We start from the raw sequence: 16,572 nt of genomic DNA, 5'->3' as shown, positions 1-16,572 counted from the left end.
ACCGCACCGCGACCAGCGGCCCGACGACCGGACTGGGAAGTCTCGGGCTGCCACGCCGCCGTCGGCTCAGGGGCAGCACGACGACCAGCCGCCGGCACGCCACCCGACGGCGACTCACGATCGACCGCACCGCGACCAGCGGCCCGACGACCGGACTGGGAAGTCTCGGGCTGCCACGCCGCCGTCGGCTCAGGGGCAGCACGACGACCAGCCGCCGGTACACCACCCGACGGCGACTCACGATCGGCCTCGCCGCGACCGGCGGCGCGGGGGGCCTGCCACGCGGTCGTCGGCTCAGGCGCGGCACGACGACCCGCGGCCGGTACACCACCCGACGGCGACTCACGCTCGACCTCGCCGCGACCGGCGGCGCGGGGGGCCTGCCAGGCCTGGGTGGGCTCGGCGCGGCGGGGGGCCGGCTGGTCCAGCACGTCGTGGCCGCCGTCGCGCGGGGCCGCGGGCGGCTGTTGAAGGACGTCCTCGTCGCCTCGGGCGCTGCGGAGTTCGGCGAGCCAGCCGAGGTCCTCGTCGCTCGGGCCTTCTTCGGCCTTGCCGCGGCCGCGCCGCTTCTTGGCCTCATCTCGACCCGATGTCACCGGTGCCGCTCCTCCACCATGCTGGTCGCGCCGTCGGTTGCGGGGTCTGCTGCCGACACTGTGGTCCCCCGCACGATACGCCGCAGTTTCGGCAATCGTTCCGCCACAGCGCGCTCTGCGCCATGGCCCGTAGGGCGGTAGTACTCCCGGTCGTCGAGCCCTTCCGGGGCGTACCGTTGCTGCACAACGCCTCGGGAGTCGTCGTGGGGGTATTTGTACCCTTTGCCGTGGCCGAGCTTGGATGCGCCGCTGTAGTGCGAATCGCGTAAATGCGCGGGAACTGCACCGCCGTGCCCGGCGCGGACGTCGGCCATGGCGGCGCCGATCGCGGCAACGACCGCGTTGGACTTCGGGGCGACCGACAGGTGGATCACCGCCTGCGCCAGGACGATCTGCGCCTCGGGCAGGCCGACGAACTGCACGGCGTGCGCGGCGGCGGTCGCGGTCTGCAGGGCGGTCGGGTCGGCCATGCCGACGTCCTCGCTGGCGTGCACGATCAGGCGCCGGGCGATGAACCGGGCGTCCTCCCCCGCCTCCAGCATCCTCGCCAGGTAGTGCAGGGCCGCGTCGACGTCGGAGCCGCGGATGCTCTTGATGAACGCGCTCACCACGTCGTAGTGCTCGTCGCCGTCCCGGTCGTACCGCAGCGCCGCCACGTCGATGGCCTGCTCGGCGGTGGCCAGGTCGATGACCTCGGCGCCCTGTGCCGTCGTCGCGGCCGCGGCCGCCTCGAGCGCGGTGAGGGCCTTCCGCACGTCGCCGCCCGCCAGGCGTACCAGATGCGCCTCCGCATCAGGAGCGAGCGTCACCTTGCCGTCGAGCCCCCGCGGGTCGGCCACGGCACGGCGCAGCAGCTCGCGCACGTCGTCCTCGGTCAGCGGATGCAGCTTCAGCGGCACGCAGCGCGACATGAGCGGCGTGATGACGGAGAAGAACGGGTTCTCGGTGGTGGCGGCGAGCAGCGTGACGGTGCGGTCCTCGACGGCCGCGAGGAGCGAGTCCTGCTGCGTCTTGCTGAAGCGGTGCACCTCGTCGATGAAGAGCACGGTCGGCGGCCCGCCCCGGCGGCGCTCCCGGCGTGCGACATCGATGACCGACCGCACGTCCTTGACGCCCGCGTTGAGCGCGGACAGCGCCACGAACTTGCGGTCGGTGGCCCGGGCGACCAGGTGCGCGACCGTGGTCTTGCCGCAGCCGGGCGGACCGAACAGGATCACCGACATCGGCGCGTCGCCGCTGACCAGCTGCCGCAGGGGCGCGCCCGGCGCGAGCAGGTGCTGCTGGCCGACGAGCTCGTCCAGGGTCCGCGGGCGCATCCGCACGGCGAGGGGCGCGTCGGCGGCGACGTCGTCGAATCCGCCGGGGGGCGCGGGATCGCCGCCGCCCGGTGGTTGCATCTCGAACAAGCCGTCCACGGCCCCAGACCCTACAGCTTCTAGCTCCCCGACCCTTGCGGGCCGCGGTTTTGTGGGGGGCTGCGCCTCCCCACACCCCCCGTGCGAACGCTCCGCGTCCGCACTCAAACTTTGTGTGCGCTGCGAAAGACCTTGGTCAGACAGGCCGTGGAGTGAGACCGAGCAGCGCCCGGGCCGCCGAGGAGTCCAGCACGACCCTGGCCGGACGGGTCATTCCGCTCGCCGCGAGCGTCGACGCCGGCACCTTCGCGGGGTCCACGCCGTGCCGTTCCGCGACGCGGACGCCGATCTCGTGCCGGGACAGCGCCTCGGGGCCGGCCACGTTGAGCACGCCGGCGTGGTCGGTCGCGGCGACGGCCACCAGGGCCGCGGCCAGGTCGTCGACGGCGATCGGGCAGCGGATCTCGTCGGTGAACAGCGCCCCGGACGCGGCTCCGGTCGCCAGGTCGAGGCAGGTCTGCTCGTGCCGGGACAGCTTCCCGCGGCCGCCGGAGACGATCAGCGACGTGCGGACGATCGCCGCACCCGGGTCGACGGCGGCGACGGCCTCCTCGGCGGCGGCCTTCGCGGCGCCGTAGTCGAAGACCGGCGACGGCGCGTCCGCCTCCGTGTACGGCGCGTCACGCCCCGCGAACACGGCGTCGGAGGAGACGTGCACGAGCCGGGCGCCGATCGAGCGGGCGGCGACCGCGACGTTGGCGGCGCCCGCCGAGACGACCGGCCAGAGGTCGTCGGCCGCGCCGCCCTTGTTGCCGAGGACCGTGGCGGTGTGGATGACCGTCGCCGGTCGTACCACGGCGAACATGGCCGACAGGGCGCCCAGGTCCCTGATGTCGATCCGCGGCGCGGGGACGGCCCCGGCCAGGGCGGCGACGGCGCCTCCGAGATACCCGGAGGCGCCGGTCACGAGCACCGTCAAGCCTTGACCTCTGTCTTCGCCTCAGTCTTCGCCTCTGCCTTCGCCTCGGGGGCTCCGGCGGCCTTGGGCTTGGCGTCCACGCCGGCCTCCAACCGCTGCTGGGCGGTGATCGGGGTCGGCGCGCTGGTCAGCGGGTCGAAGCCGCCGCCGGTCTTCGGGAACGCGATCACCTCACGGATCGAGTCGACGCCGGACAGCAGCATGCAGATGCGGTCCCAGCCGAAGGCGATGCCGGCGTGCGGCGGCGGGCCGTACTTGAACGCCTCGAGCAGGAAGCCGAACTTGTCCGCGGCGTCCTCGGCGCTGATGCCCAGCATGTCGAAGACCCGGCGCTGCACGTCGCCCCGGTGGATACGGACCGACCCACCGCCGATCTCGTTGCCGTTGCAGACGATGTCGTACGCGTAGGCGAGGGCCTCGCCCGGCGACTCCTCGAAGCGGTCGATCCACTCGCGGTTGGGCGAGGTGAACGGGTGGTGCACGGCCGTCCAGCCCTTCGCGCCGCCGCCGGTGCCGCCGGCCTCCGGGTCGGTCGGCTCGAACATGGGCGCGTCGACGATCCAGCAGAACGACCACGCCGACTCGTCGACGAGCTTCGCCCGCTTCGCGATCTCGACGCGGGCCGCGCCGAGCAGCTCCTGTGCCTGGCGCCGCTCGGCGGAGGCGGCGAAGAACACCGCGTCGCCGGGCTTGGCGCCGACGGCGTCGGCGAGGCCGGCCAGGTGCTCCGCGGACAGGTTCTTCGCGACGGGACCCTTCGGCTCGCCGGTCTCGGCGTCGAGGACGACGTAGGCGAGGCCGCGGGCGCCGCGCGCCTTCGCCCAGTCCTGCCAGGCGTCGAGCTCCTTGCGGGTCTGCGCGGCGCCGCCGGGCATGACGACCCCGCCGACGTAGCCGCCGCCGTCGATGGCGCCGGCGAAGACGCGGAACTCGGTGCCGCGCAGGTAGTCCGTCAGCTCGGTCAGCTCGACGGAGTAGCGCAGGTCGGGCTTGTCGGAGCCGTACCGCGCGAGGGCGTCGTGCCAGGTCAGCTTCGGGATCTCGCCGGTGATCTCGTGGCCGGCCAGGTCGGACCACAGCGCCCGGACGATCGACTCGCCGAGCTCGATGATGTCGTCCTGGGTCACGAACGACATCTCGATGTCCAGCTGGGTGAACTCCGGCTGCCGGTCGGCGCGGAAGCCTTCGTCGCGGTAGCAGCGGGCGATCTGGTAGTACCGCTCCAGGCCGCCGACCATGAGCAGCTGCTTGAACAGCTGTGGCGACTGGGGCAGTGCGTACCAGGTGCCGGGCTGCAGGCGGACCGGGACCAGGAAGTCGCGGGCGCCCTCGGGCGTGGAGCGGGTCAGCGTCGGCGTCTCGACCTCGACGAAGTCACGGTCGGCGAGCAGGTTGCGGGCGATCTGGTTGGCGCGGGAGCGCAGCTTCATCGCCTTGTGCGGGCCGGAGCGGCGCAGGTCGAGGTAGCGGTACCGGTAGCGCACGTCGTCGCTGGCGGCGTCGCCGTCGTCGACGGGCAGCGGCAGCGGCGCGGCCTCCGACAGCACCTCGAGGGCCGTCGCGACGACCTCGACGTCGCCCGTGGGCAGGTCGGCGTTCTCGTTGCCGGCGGGCCGGGCGCGCACCTCGCCGGTGACGAGCACGCAGTACTCGTTGCGCAGCGCGTGCGCGACCTCCATGTCCTCGCGGAACACGACCTGGACGACACCGGAGGCGTCCCGGAGATCCACGAAGATCACGCCGCCGTGGTCGCGCCGGCGGGCCACCCAGCCGGCGAGCGTCACGGTCGTGCCGGCGTCGCCGGCCCGCAGGGCGCCGGACTGATGGGATCGGATCACGGGATGTCTCTCTCCTTCGCGCATGGGCAGGTGGTAGTCATTCTGTCACCGCAGCGTCGGTGCCATGTCCGCGGCCGGGGGCGCCCAGGTTTGGGCTTCGGCCGCGGCCTGCTCGCCGGACCGGATGTCCTTGACCTGGTCCGGGTTCTCCCCGTTGGCGGGGAACCAGACGAAGGGGATGCCGCGCCGTTCGGCGTAGCGGATCTGCTTGCCGAGTTTCGCCGGTACGGGTGCCACCTCCGTCGCGATCCCGCGGGCGCGCAGCGAGGCGGCGATCCGGTTGCTGGCGGCGCGCTCCTCCTCGCTCCACAGCGCGACGAGGACAGCGGTCGGCACGGGGCGCGTGACGCCGAGCGCGTCGGCCTTGAAGAGCAGGCCGAGCAGCCGCGAGACGCCGATGGAGATGCCGACGCCGGGGAAGACGTCGCGGCCGGCGCTGGCCAGGTTGTCGTACCGCCCGCCGGAACAGATCGAGCCGAACTGCTCGAACCCGGCGAGCTCGGTCTCGTACACGGTGCCGGTGTAGTAGTCGAGGCCGCGGGCGATCTTCAGCGTCGCCTCGACCAGGCCGGGGCTGTGCTCGCGGGCGGTCTCCACGACCGCGGTGAGCTCGGCGATGCCCTCGTCGAGCAGCGGGTGCTCGACGCCGAGCTTGCGCACGTCGTCGGCGAAGGACGCGTCCTGCGCGCTGATCCCGGCGAGGGCGAGGCACGCCTCGGCCTGCGCCTCGGTGGCCTTCTGCTGGATTTCGGCTTTCACCGCGTTTGGACCGATTTTGTCCAGTTTGTCGACTATTCTGAGAATTTCTTCGGGATCCTCGAGTCCGAGCCCCCGGTAGAACCCCTCACACAGCTTGCGGTTGTTCACCATGATCTTGACTGGCGGAATCGGCAGCGACCGCAGCGCGTCGCCGATGACCAGCGGGATCTCGGCCTCGTAGTGGGAGGGCAGGGTGTCACGGTCGACGATGTCGATGTCCGCCTGCAGGAACTCGCGATAGCGGCCCGCCGCCGGCCGCTCCCCCCGCCACACCTTCTGGATCTGATACCGGCGGAACGGGAACTGCAGCTTTCCGGCATTCTCCAGGACGAACCGGGCGAACGGGACGGTCAGGTCGAAGTGCAGCCCGAGACTCTGATCGTCCTCGCCTTCGGCCGCCTGCAGGCGGCGCAGGGTGTAGACCTCCTTCGAGGTCTCGCCCTTGCGCAGCAGCTGGTCGAGGGGCTCGACGGCGCGCGTCTCCAGGGGCGAGAAGCCGTACAGCTCGAAGGTGCGCCGCAGCCGGTCCAGGACCTGCTGCTCGACGAGGCGCTGCTCGGGGAGCCACTCCGGAAACCCGGACAGCGGCGTGGGACGGGTCATCTGTCTCTACCAGCCTCGGTTGGGGTTCTGTGTCGTCGCCTCGCGCAGGTACGGGTTGCCCTTGCGCTCCCGGCCGATCGTGGTGCCGGGCCCGTGCCCGGGCAGGACAACGAGGTCGTCGGAAAGCGTGAGCACCTTGTCGCGCAGGCTCGCCATCATCTGCGTCATGCTGCCGCCGGGCAGGTCGGTGCGGCCGATGGAGCCCTTGAACAGCACGTCGCCGGTGAAGATCTCCTCGGCGCTGCGGAACATCACCGACCCGCGCGTGTGGCCCGGCGCGTGGTCGACGATCAGCTCCAGCCCGGCTATCTTGAGGACCAGGCCGTCCTCCAGGGGTGCGACGTCCTCGGGCTCCGTCCAGGTCAGCCGGCCGCCGAACAGCGCCGTCAGGTCGGTGCTGAGCCCCTTCGCCGGGTCGGCGAGCATCTCGCCGTCGTCCGGGTGGATGTAGGCCGTGATCCCGCGTGCGCCGCAGACCGGCGTGACGGAGAACGTGTGGTCCAGGTGGCCGTGGGTCAGCAGGACCGCGGCCGGCTGCAGCCGGTGCTCGGCGAGCACGGCGTCGAGCCGGTCGATGACCCCGATCCCGGGGTCGATGACCACGCACTGCTCACCTGGCGCCGGGGCGACCACGTAGCAGTTGGTCCCGAACGCTTCGGCGGGAAAGCCGGCGACGAGCACGGCGCTCCTCCCTGTCGATTTCCGCGCGACAACCCCTCAGACCCTATCCGGAGGTCAGGCACAGCGAACCGTGACCGGGCGGCGACCACCATTCCGGTTTCTACCCGTACACTCTGGCGGGCGTGTGACGTGGGACCCAAACGTATTTTCCTGGAGGGGAGCACAGGTGGCTTCCAGTAAGAGCCGGCAACGCGCCTTGGCGCGGGCGAAGACCGAGCGGCAGATCGCCCGTCGGGCGGCAGCGGCACGGCGTCGTCGGCAATGGCAGGCCGGCATCGGCGGGGCGGTGGCACTGACCCTGCTGGTCCTTGCCGTGATCTGGAAGACCGGAGGCTTCGACCCCGAACCGATCCGCGCTTCCGAGTGCGCCTGGACCCCGATCGACGCCGGCAACGGCGTGACCGACGTGGGCAAGCCGCGGACCAACGACATCGTCAAGAACGGCGTCAAGACGATGACGATCGCGCTCGGCCAGGGCACCGTGACCACCAAGCTCGACCCGAGCAAGGCGCCCTGCACCGTGGAGAGTTTCACGTACCTCGCGGGCAAGAAGTTCTTCGACAACACCACCTGCCACCGGATGGTCAACGACTCGCTGCTGCAGTGCGGCGACCCGTCGGCGACCGGCAGCGGCGGACCCGCGTACCGGTTCCCGGACGAGAACAACCCGCCGCCGGCCCCCGCGCCGTCCGCTTCCGCGGCGGACCCGTCGGCCCCGGCGGACACCAACGTCCTGTACCCGGCCGGCACGGTCGCCATGGCCAACTCGGGCGTCGACACCAACGGCAGCCAGTTCTTCCTGGTGTTCAAGGACGTCAAGCTGCCGCCGAACTACACCGTCTTCGGCACGATCGTCGGCGGCATGGACGTCCTCACCAAGATCGGTGAAGGCGGCTCCGAGCCGGCCAACGACGGCAAGCCGAAGACCGAGGCCAAGATCAGCTCGCTGACGGTCACCGACGTCGCGCCGCAGGAGGACCCGACGCCCGCCACGTCGGTCCCGGCCTCGACGCCCGCGTCGTCCGCGCCCGCGACGCCGTTGGCCAGCGCTTCCAGCAAGTCGTAACTCCATCCCAATCCCTGCTGAGCAAGGAGTACCAACCGTGACCTCCAACCGGGACCGCCAGCGCGCCGCAGCGCGTGCGCGGCTGGAGCGGGAGATGGCAGACCGCGCAGAGCGCTCAGCCGGCCGACGGCGCAGGAACACGACGATCGCCGCTGCGGCCGGCGGGTTGGTGGTCCTGCTCGGTGTGGCGTGGCTGGTGGTCGTGCTGACCAAGGGCGACGACAAGGCGAGCCCCGAGGCGGCCGCCTCGGGGTCCGCCTCGGCGGCCCCGACCAACTGCACCTGGCTGCCCCTGGTCGACCCGTCGGCGTCGCCCGCGCCTGAGATCCCCAAGGAGGTCAAGGACGTGGGCACCCCGCCCACCTCCGGCGAGCCGCGCACCGGTTCGCAGACCATGACCATGGACACCAGCGTCGGCACGATCAAGATCAAGGTCGACACCGCCAACGCTCCGTGCGCGGCCGCCAGCTTCACGTACCTGGCCAGCAAGAAGTTCTTCGACGACACCAAGTGCCACCGCCTGGTGACGCAGAGCATCTACGTCCTGCAGTGCGGCGACCCGTCCGGCACCAGCCTCGGCGGCCCGACGTACCGCTACGCCGAGGAGAACCTGCCGACCGGCCGCCGCCCCGCGTACACCGAGGGCATGGTCGCCATCGCGAAGACCCAGAACCCGGCTTCGAGCGGCAGCCAGTTCTTCATCGTCTACAAGGACATCGAGCAGCTCTCCGCCGACTACACGGTCCTGGGCCGCGTGACCGAGGGCCTCGACCTGGTCAAGAAGGTCGCCGAGGCCGGCACCCTGCCCGACCCCGCCGCCTCCGGCGACCCCGCCGCGGCCGCCTCCGGCGACGGCGCCCCGAAGACCGAGGTGAAGATCAAGACCCTGACGATGAGCCCAGCTTCCTGACGCTCGTCACTTTCTCCCACCGAACGGCCGCGGGCTCCCACCCGCGGCCGTTCGCTTTCCACAACCTCTCCCCCGAGGTGCACCATGCCCGCGGCCCGACACCACTCCCCGCACAGACGTTGACCAGTACCCAAATCCACCCGTTCCAGATAGAGCACCGTTACACAAAAGCCGCAAATCCGCCCATTGACCGAGGCTCACCGCAGACGAGGCCGGCAGCCCGGAAGCCCACTCGCGCCGACACGCACCGGCATAGGGAACCCACGACAGCGCCGTGAATCCACCCGGCAACGGCAAGGGCGCAGTCCAGCACGAGTAGCACGAGCGAAGTCCGGCACAGGCAGAGTCCGACACGAGCGCAGTCCGGCACGGCGGCACGAGCGGCACGGGCGGAGTCCAGCACGGGCCGGAATGGTCGGAGTCCGGCACGGGCGGCACAGGCGGCCCTACTGGTGAAGCGATGGCGCCCGGCAAGGTCTCGGTCGCGCCTGCACACGGCCGCCCCGGCCGGGGATCTCGGTCGGGCTTGGCCGCGGTGCCCGACCACGGGAGTCACGGTCCGTCGCGAGTTGCGAGTGCCCTGCCGGGGATCTCGGTCCGTTCTGAGGCGCGTTCGCAGATCCAGGGGGAATTGCCCACACGGGGAGAGACGGTCGGTGCGTTCGGCCGCATGGCGAACGAGCCCTGTGTCAGGTGACGTGGTTGCCCGTCAGTGCCGTGGGGGGCGATGATGCTCCCCCGACGCCGTCCTTGCAGGGTCCAGCGCCGTCCAAGGCGTCGTTCGAGGCGCCACGCCGTCGTTGGTCGCCGGGAACAGCGCCAGGGCCGTCTCGCCGGTGGTGGTGCGCCTGAGGAGGCCGCGGCAATAGCGCTGGGCGGGCGCGGTGGGTGTGGTCGCTGCGCCGTAGATGGACAGGCGGGACCCGCGCGCGGGTGGTGGCCGGGCGCGGAAAGCGGGAGCGGAAAAGGCTAGGCGCCCGATGTGACCCGGTAGGCGTCGTAGACACCGTCGATGCGGCGGACGGCGGCCAGCAGGTGGTTGAGGTGCTTCGGGTCGGCCATCTCGAAGCTGAACCTGCTGATCGCCACCCTGTCGCGGGTGGTGGTGACGGTGGCGGAGAGGATGTTGACACGCTCCTCGGAGAGGACGCGGGTGACGTCGGCGAGGAGCTTGTGACGGTCCAAAGCCTCGACCTGGATGGCGACCAGGAAGGTGGAGGCGCTGGTCGGCTTCCAGTTGACCTCGAGGACGCGCTCGGGCTGCTCCTTGAGGTCGGCCGCGTTGGCGCAGTCGTCACGGTGGACGCTGACGCCGCCGGAGCGGGTGACGAAGCCGAAGACGGCGTCGCCGGGGACCGGGGTGCAGCAGCGGGCGAGCTTGATCCAGACGTCGTCGACGCCCAGGACCTCGACGCCGGGGTCGGAGGCGGCGGTGCGGGTGCGGGCGGGGCGGGTCGGGGTGGCGGTCTCCGCGATGTCCTCGACGGCGCCCTCCTCGCCACCGTAGCCGGCGACGAGGCGCTGGACGATCGACTGGGCCGAGGCCTGGCCGTCGCCGACGGCGGCGTAGAGGGCGGCGACGTCGGCGAGGTGCAGCTCGCGGGCGATCGTCATGAGCGACTCGGAGGTCAGGAGGCGCTGCAGGGGCAGCCCCTGCTTGCGCATGGCCTTGACGATCGCCTCCTTGCCGGCCTCGATCGCCTCCTCGCGGCGCTCCTTGTTGAAGTACTGCCGGATCTTGGTGCGGGCCCGGGGGCTCTTGACGAAGCCGAGCCAGTCCTGGGTGGGGCCGGCGGTCTCGGACTTCGACGTGAAGATCTCGATGACGTCGCCGTTGGAGAGGGTGCTCTCCAGCGGGACGAGCTTGCCGTTGACCCGGGCGCCGATGCACTTGTGGCCGACCTCGGTGTGCACGGCGTAGGCGAAGTCGACCGGGGTGGAGCCGGCGGTCAGCGCGATCACGTCGCCCTTGGGCGTGAAGACGTAGACCTCCTGGCTGGAGAGGTCGAAGCGCAGCGCGTCGAGGAACTCCGACGGGTCGCTCGCCTCCCGCTGCCAGTCCAGCAGCTGCCGCAGCCACGTCATCTCGTCGATGTGGGCGGGCGGGCCGGCGATCGTCGCGCTCTTGGACTCCTTGTAGCGCCAGTGCGCGGCGATGCCGTACTCGGCGGTGCGGTGCATCGCGTAGCTGCGGATCTGCAGCTCGACCGGCTTGCCGGTGGGGCCGATCACGGTCGTGTGCAGCGACTGGTACATGTTGAACTTCGGCATCGCGATGTAGTCCTTGAACCGGCCCGGGACGGGCTGCCAGTTCGCGTGGATGACACCGAGCGCCGCATAGCAGTCCCGGACCGTGTCGACGAGGATGCGCACGCCGACGAGGTCGTAGATGTCGCCGAAGTCGCGGCCGCGGACGATCATCTTCTGGTAGACGGAGTACAGGTGCTTCGGCCGGCCGGTGACCTCGGACTTGATCTTCGCCTGCTTGAGGTCGGCGGCGACCTTCTGCGTGACCGTGCGCAGCAGCGAGTCGCGCTGCGGGGTGTGCTCGGCGATGAGCCGGCTGATCTCGTCGAACCGCTTCGGGAAGAGCGTGCGGAACGCGAGGTCCTCCAGCTCCCACTTGATCGTGTTCATGCCGAGGCGGTGCGCCAGCGGCGCCAGGATCTCCAGGGTCTCCTTGGCCTTCTGCTCCTGCTTGGGGCGGGGCAGGAAGGTCAGGGTCCGCATGTTGTGCAGCCGGTCGGCCAGCTTGATGACCAGCACCCGCGGGTCCTTGGCCATGGCGACGACCATCTTGCGGATCGTCTCGGCCTTGGCCGCGTCGCCGAGCTTGACCTTGTCGAGCTTGGTGACGCCGTCGACGAGCAGCGTGACCTCGCCGCCGAAGTCGTGCTGGATTCGCTCGATCGTGTACTCGGTGTCCTCGATCGTGTCGTGCAGCAGCGCCGCGACCAGGGTGGTGGTGTCCATGCCCAGGTCGGCGAGGATCGTGGCGACGGCGAGCGGGTGGGTGATGTAGGGGTCGCCGGACTTGCGGTACTGCCCCTTGTGGAAGTGCTCGGCCATGTCATACGCGCGCTGCAGCAGCCGCACGTCGGCCTTCGGGTGGCTGGCCTTGTGCTGGGCGATCAGCGGCTCGAGCACCTCGCTGACCGACGGGCTCTGCCACGGCGCGTTGAACCGGGCGAGCCGCGCGCGGACCCGCCGCCCGGTCGGCGCGGCGCCGACCAGACCCAGGGCGGCGCCCGTCATCGAGCCGGCCGCCTCGGTCAGGTCCTCGGTGTCCTCGCCCGGCGGGTCGTCCGCCACCCGGCGCACCGGCGGCCCGCCGGCGGGCGCCGGGGGCTGCGGACCGGTGTAGCCCGGGTCGGTCGAGCGCCGGTTGTGCACGACGGCGCCGTCGGGGGTCGGGAACTGCAGCACCACACCGCCGGCCTCGGCCGTCTCGGGCTCGGTGCCCTGCGGTGCGTGTTGCTGATCGTCTGGCACGTGGACCGCCTCCGGTGTCGACGCAGCGCCCATCCGCTTGACCGTACCCCCCTTCGGGGATGCGATGTCGCCGGTCACCGGCCACTCCTCATCGCCGTCAACGTATGGACCGCAAGCGTACCCGCCCCCACCGACATTCCCAGGCCAGAAATAGGGTCAGGACACGGTCAGCAGGGCATGAACCGGACGCGGCGCGATCCGGGACCGCCCGTCGAGGAACCCGAGCTCCAGCAGCACGCTGAAGCCGCTGACGGTCCCGCCGGCGCGTTCGACGAGGCTGAGGGTGGCGGCGGCCGTACCGCCGGTCGCCAGCACGTCGTCGACCACCAGGACGCGCTCACCGGCGACGAAGGCGTCCTCGTGGACCTCGAGGGTCGCCTCGCCGTACTCGAGGGCGTAGCTGGCCGACACGGTGGCGCGGGGCAGCTTGCCGGCCTTGCGCACCGGCACGACGCCCTTGCCCGTGGCGTACGCGATGGCGGCGGCGATCACGAAGCCCCGCGCCTCGATCCCGGCCACCACGTCGAAGCTGTCCGGGCCGTGCTCGGCGATGATCGCGTCGATGACGGCGGCGAACGCCGGGCCGTCGGAGAAGAGCGGCATCAGGTCCTTGAACAGGATGCCGGGCTTGGGAAAGTCGGGCACGTCGACGACCTTGCTCGCGACCAGCTCCGAGATCTCCAACTTGGGGTACACCTCCGGTGACAGCGGAACGGGCGCCGCTGAGAAGCGACGCCCGTGCCAGTGATCGAATGAGGGTCAGCGACGCCCGGAGGCGCCGGGCCGTCCGCCGGCCCGAGGCCGCCTGGCCTGCGGCCGGCTGCCCGGGCGGGGTGCCGCACCGGCGAGCTCGGACCGCTCCCCGGTCTTGGTCAGCGGCACGCCGTCGCTGTCGACGACGGGCGCCTGGGTGGCCTGCTTGGCGAGCGCCGCCCGGCGGTTCGCCACGCGGGACTCGTGCGCCTGCAGCCGCGGCTCGCGGGTCTTCAGCTCCGCCAGGACCGGCGTGGCGAAGAAGATCGACGAGTAGACGGCGACGCCCATACCGATGAACAGCACCAGGCCGAGGTCCTTCAGGGTGCCCGCGCCGAGGAGGCCGGCACCGATGAAGAGCAGGCCGCCGACGGGCAGCAGCGCGACCAGACCGGTGTTGATGGAGCGCATCAGCGTCTGGTTCACCGCCAGGTTGGCGGCCTCGCTGTAGGTGCTGTTGTTGTTGCCCGTGATGCCACGGGTGTTCTCCTGCACCTTGTCGAACACGACGACGACGTCGTACAGCGCGAAACCGAGGATGGTGAGGAAGCCGATGACCGTCGACGGGGTGACCTCGAAGCCGACGAGCGAGTAGACGCCGGCGGTGAGGACCAGGTCGAGCAGCAGCGAGGCGAGCGCAGCCACGGCCATCCGCCACTCGAAGCGGAAGACCAGGTAGGCCGTCACCAGCGCCAGGAAGATCACGAGGCTCACCAGGGCCTTTTCGGTGACCTGGTCGCCCCACGAGGTGCTGACGGCGCTGTCGCTGATCTGGGTGGCGTCGATGTTGAAGTGGTCGGCGACCTTTTCCTTGATCTCGGTCTGCCGGGCCGCGTCGTTGATCAGCTCGGTCTTGATGACGTACTGCGAGTCACCGACCGTCTGGCCCGTCTTGACCTCGACGCCGGCGTCGCCGAACGCCTTCTCGACCTCGTCGAGCGTGCCGACGCTGACCGGGACGTTGTACTGGTTGCCACCCTCGAACTCGATGCCGAGCGTGAAGCCCCGGAACACCATGCTGGCGATCGCGATCAGCAGGGCGATGCCGGCGACGGTGAACCAGAGGCGCCGGCGACCGACGACGTTGACGTTGGCTTCACCACGGTAGAGCCGGGCTGCGATGCCACCTTTGCCGCTCATCGTCAGACCTCCTTCGGGCGGTTACGACGGGGGGCGGAGGACGCCACACCAGTGCTCGGACGCTGCTCGACGATCCGGCCGAGGCCGGAGACCCGCGGCGACAAGAACGCCTTGCTGCGCGCGAACATCGTCATGATCGGATGGCGGAACAGGAACACGACGACGAGGTCGAGGATGGTCGCGACGCCCAGGGCGAACGCGAAGCCTCGGACCGAGCCGATCGAGAAGAAGTACAGCACCGCGGCGGCGAGCAGGGTGATCGCGTTGGCCGAGATGATCGTGCGGCGGGCCCGGGTCCAGGCGCGCGGGACGGCGCTGCGTGGGCTGCGACCCTCCCGGATCTCGTCCTTCAACCGTTCGAAGTAGATGACGAACGAGTCGGCGGCGACACCCAGTGACACGATGAAGCCGGCGAACCCGGCGAGCGTCAGGGTGAAGCCCATCGTGCGGCCCAGGATGATCAGCGCCATGTAGACCATCGCGCCGGACAGCACGAGGCTGAGCGTGATGACCAGGCCGAGCAGCCGGTAGTAGAAGAACGAGTAGAGCACGACCAGGCCGAGGCCGATGCCGGCGGCGAGGACGCCCGCCTCCAGGTGCGAGCTGCCCAGGGTGGCGGAGATGCTCTGCGCGTCCTGCGGGGTGAAGGACAGCGGGAGCGCGCCGTACTGCAGCTGGTTGGCCAGCAGTTCGGTGTCACGCTTGGTGAACTGGCCGGTGATCCGCGCGTCGCCGGGGATGACGCTCTCGATGACCGGCGCCGAGACGACCTGGTTGTCGAGCACGACCGCGACCTGCTTGCTGTCGGTGCCGTTGTTGTACGCCTCGCGGGTCAGCTCGGTCCACCGGTTCTGGCCGCCGCCGGTGAAGGAGATCGTGACGATCCACTTGCCGTTGGTCGAGTCGATGGAGGAGTCGGCGTTGTCCACGTCGGTGCCGAGCACCTTGGCGATGTCGAGGTTGTACTTGACGCCGGGCTGGCAGGCGACCGCGGGCTGCTTCTCGTCGCGGATCGAGCCGACCGGGCGCTTGTCGAGCTGGGCGCAGGTGACGGTCGGGATGTTGTACTGCATCGCCGGCGGCAGGACCGCGACCTCTTCGGGGGTCAGGGTCTTGAACGGCGCGTAGAGCTGGGCCTTCGCCGGGTCGGCGGACAGGTCGACCGGCGCGGTCTCGGCCATGGCGGCGGCCCAGACGGACTCGCCGAGCTTCTTCTGCACCGCCGCGCGCTGCTGGGCGACGTCCGCCGCCACCGGGGGCGCGGACGAGGCCGGCGCGGAGGCGGGGTCCGACGCGGGGGCGGAGGTCGCCGGTGCGGAGGCCGGCGCGGACGCCGAGCCCGACGGCTTGGCGCTGGCCGACCCGGACGCCGACGGGGTCCCCGAAGGAGCCGCCGACGTGGAGGGCGAGGTGGAGGGCGACGCCGAGGCGGACGCCGACGGGTCTGCGGCGCCGATGTCCTGCGTCGAGCCGAGCACCTTGCGGAAGCGCAGCTCGGCGGTCTGGCCGATCTGCTTCAACCGGTCGTCGCTCTTGCCCGGCAGGGAGACGACGATGTTGGTGTCGCCCTCGACGACAACCTCGGCCTCGGAGACACCGAGGCCGTTGACGCGGCTGTCGATGATGTCCTTGGCCGTCGCCATCTGCTGCTTCGTCGGCGGCTTGCCGTTGTCGGTCTTCGCCTGCAGCGTGACCGTGGTCCCGCCGATGAGGTCGAGGCCGAGGTTAGGCTCAAGCCGGTTGCGCCAGCCGCCGTCACCGCCGAACCACACCCAGATGGCGAGCAGAACGAAGATGGTGCCGAGCACACCGAGCTGACGGCCCGGGTGCATCGGTGCCTGAGGTTGTGCCACGGCTGTCGGGTCTCCCTGCACTAACGCCGGCGGGGTGCGCGGCGTGCTTGTTCGTCGTGGTGGTGGCGGTCGCTCAGTCGATCGACTTCGGCGTCGAGCCCGGTGCCGGCTCGTCGGCCTCCTCGGTCTCGGCCTCGGTCACGTCCTCGTCGACGGCGGCGGCCTTCTGGGTCACCTTGCCGATCGCGGCCTTGGCGTATCTGGCGGTGACGCCGGGCGCGATCTCCAGCAGGACGGTCTCGTCGTCGATCTCACGAATCGTGCCATACAGGCCACCAACCGTGACGATCTCGTCGCCGACCCCCATCGAGGACTGCATGTTCTGCACTTCCCGGCGGCGACGCTGCTGCGGGCGGATCATCATGAAGTAGAGCAGGACGAAGGCCCCGACGATCAGCAGCAAACTCGGGAAGCCGCTGCCCCCTGAACCCTGCGCCTCGGCGAACAGCACGATCATGCCTTCCGGTCGGCTCGGAACCCAGTTGCCTGGGCGCACCGAGCGAAGTATGAAGTCCGCGCGGCGGACCGCGGCGAGTCTAGTCGGTGT

Annotated in this window: 13 protein-coding genes; 2 read left to right on the top strand and 11 right to left on the bottom strand. The window is 70.8% G+C overall.

Annotation, left to right across the window (positions count from 1 at the left end):
* The 6 genes from ABZ321_RS39660 to ABZ321_RS39635 all read right to left on the bottom strand — a co-directional run.
* A partial coding sequence (locus ABZ321_RS39660) for a hypothetical protein (protein ID WP_354900691.1) occupies positions 1-241 on the bottom strand: 241 nt, incomplete at its 3' end.
* A gap of 351 nt (positions 242-592) precedes the next feature.
* Positions 593-1,993 (bottom strand): replication-associated recombination protein A, encoded by a 1,401-nt coding sequence (locus ABZ321_RS39655; protein ID WP_354900698.1) that lies wholly within the window; start codon positions 1,991-1,993, stop codon positions 593-595.
* A gap of 154 nt (positions 1,994-2,147) precedes the next feature.
* Complete coding sequence (locus ABZ321_RS39650) at positions 2,148-2,924, bottom strand: sugar nucleotide-binding protein (protein ID WP_354900696.1); 777 nt, start codon at positions 2,922-2,924, stop codon at positions 2,148-2,150.
* Positions 2,925-2,926: 2 nt separating this feature from the next.
* Entirely contained in the window at positions 2,927-4,768 is a 1,842-nt protein-coding gene (gene aspS, locus ABZ321_RS39645) for an aspartate--tRNA ligase (RefSeq protein ID WP_354900689.1), read from the bottom strand.
* A gap of 45 nt (positions 4,769-4,813) precedes the next feature.
* Positions 4,814-6,130: a histidine--tRNA ligase gene (gene hisS / locus ABZ321_RS39640; protein WP_354900687.1), complete on the bottom strand. Its 1,317-nt coding sequence runs from the start codon at positions 6,128-6,130 to the stop codon at positions 4,814-4,816.
* Positions 6,131-6,136: 6 nt separating this feature from the next.
* Positions 6,137-6,811 carry an MBL fold metallo-hydrolase gene (locus tag ABZ321_RS39635; protein ID WP_354900685.1) on the bottom strand — a complete coding sequence of 225 codons (675 nt, stop codon included), beginning with the start codon at positions 6,809-6,811 and terminating at the stop codon, positions 6,137-6,139.
* A 166-nt stretch (positions 6,812-6,977) separates the two neighbouring features.
* Here ABZ321_RS39635 and ABZ321_RS39630 point away from each other — a divergent pair, with 166 nt between their 5' ends.
* Together ABZ321_RS39630 and ABZ321_RS39625 are read left to right on the top strand one after the other, a co-directional pair.
* Positions 6,978-7,877, top strand: a complete 900-nt coding sequence (locus ABZ321_RS39630) for a peptidylprolyl isomerase (protein ID WP_344503545.1) — start codon at positions 6,978-6,980, stop codon at positions 7,875-7,877.
* A 94-nt stretch (positions 7,878-7,971) separates the two neighbouring features.
* Positions 7,972-8,787, top strand: coding sequence for a peptidylprolyl isomerase (locus ABZ321_RS39625; RefSeq protein WP_344503544.1), 816 nt, complete (start codon positions 7,972-7,974; stop codon positions 8,785-8,787).
* A gap of 969 nt (positions 8,788-9,756) precedes the next feature.
* On the opposite strand, the gene ABZ321_RS39620 is transcribed toward ABZ321_RS39625, so the two are convergent.
* From ABZ321_RS39620 to yajC, 5 genes are all read right to left on the bottom strand, one after another.
* Entirely contained in the window at positions 9,757-12,312 is a 2,556-nt protein-coding gene (locus tag ABZ321_RS39620; protein ID WP_354900682.1) for a bifunctional (p)ppGpp synthetase/guanosine-3',5'-bis(diphosphate) 3'-pyrophosphohydrolase, read from the bottom strand.
* Positions 12,313-12,435: 123 nt separating this feature from the next.
* Entirely contained in the window at positions 12,436-12,987 is a 552-nt protein-coding gene (locus tag ABZ321_RS39615) for an adenine phosphoribosyltransferase (RefSeq protein WP_344503654.1), read from the bottom strand.
* Between the two features lie 51 nt (positions 12,988-13,038).
* Positions 13,039-14,172 carry a protein translocase subunit SecF gene (gene secF, locus ABZ321_RS39610; RefSeq protein WP_344503543.1) on the bottom strand — a complete coding sequence of 378 codons (1,134 nt, stop codon included), beginning with the start codon at positions 14,170-14,172 and terminating at the stop codon, positions 13,039-13,041.
* Between the two features lie 2 nt (positions 14,173-14,174).
* Positions 14,175-16,025, bottom strand: a complete 1,851-nt coding sequence (secD, locus tag ABZ321_RS39605; protein WP_354900680.1) for a protein translocase subunit SecD — start codon at positions 16,023-16,025, stop codon at positions 14,175-14,177.
* Between the two features lie 73 nt (positions 16,026-16,098).
* A complete protein-coding gene (gene yajC, locus ABZ321_RS39600) occupies positions 16,099-16,476 on the bottom strand; it encodes a preprotein translocase subunit YajC (protein ID WP_344503653.1) in 378 nt (125 codons plus the stop codon).
* Between the last annotated feature and the right edge of the window lie 96 nt (positions 16,477-16,572).

This window comes from Dactylosporangium sp. NPDC006015, from assembly GCF_040614215.1.
Lineage (GTDB): Bacteria > Actinomycetota > Actinomycetes > Mycobacteriales > Micromonosporaceae > Dactylosporangium > Dactylosporangium maewongense.
This window is presented reverse-complemented; position numbering and strand designations above follow the sequence as displayed.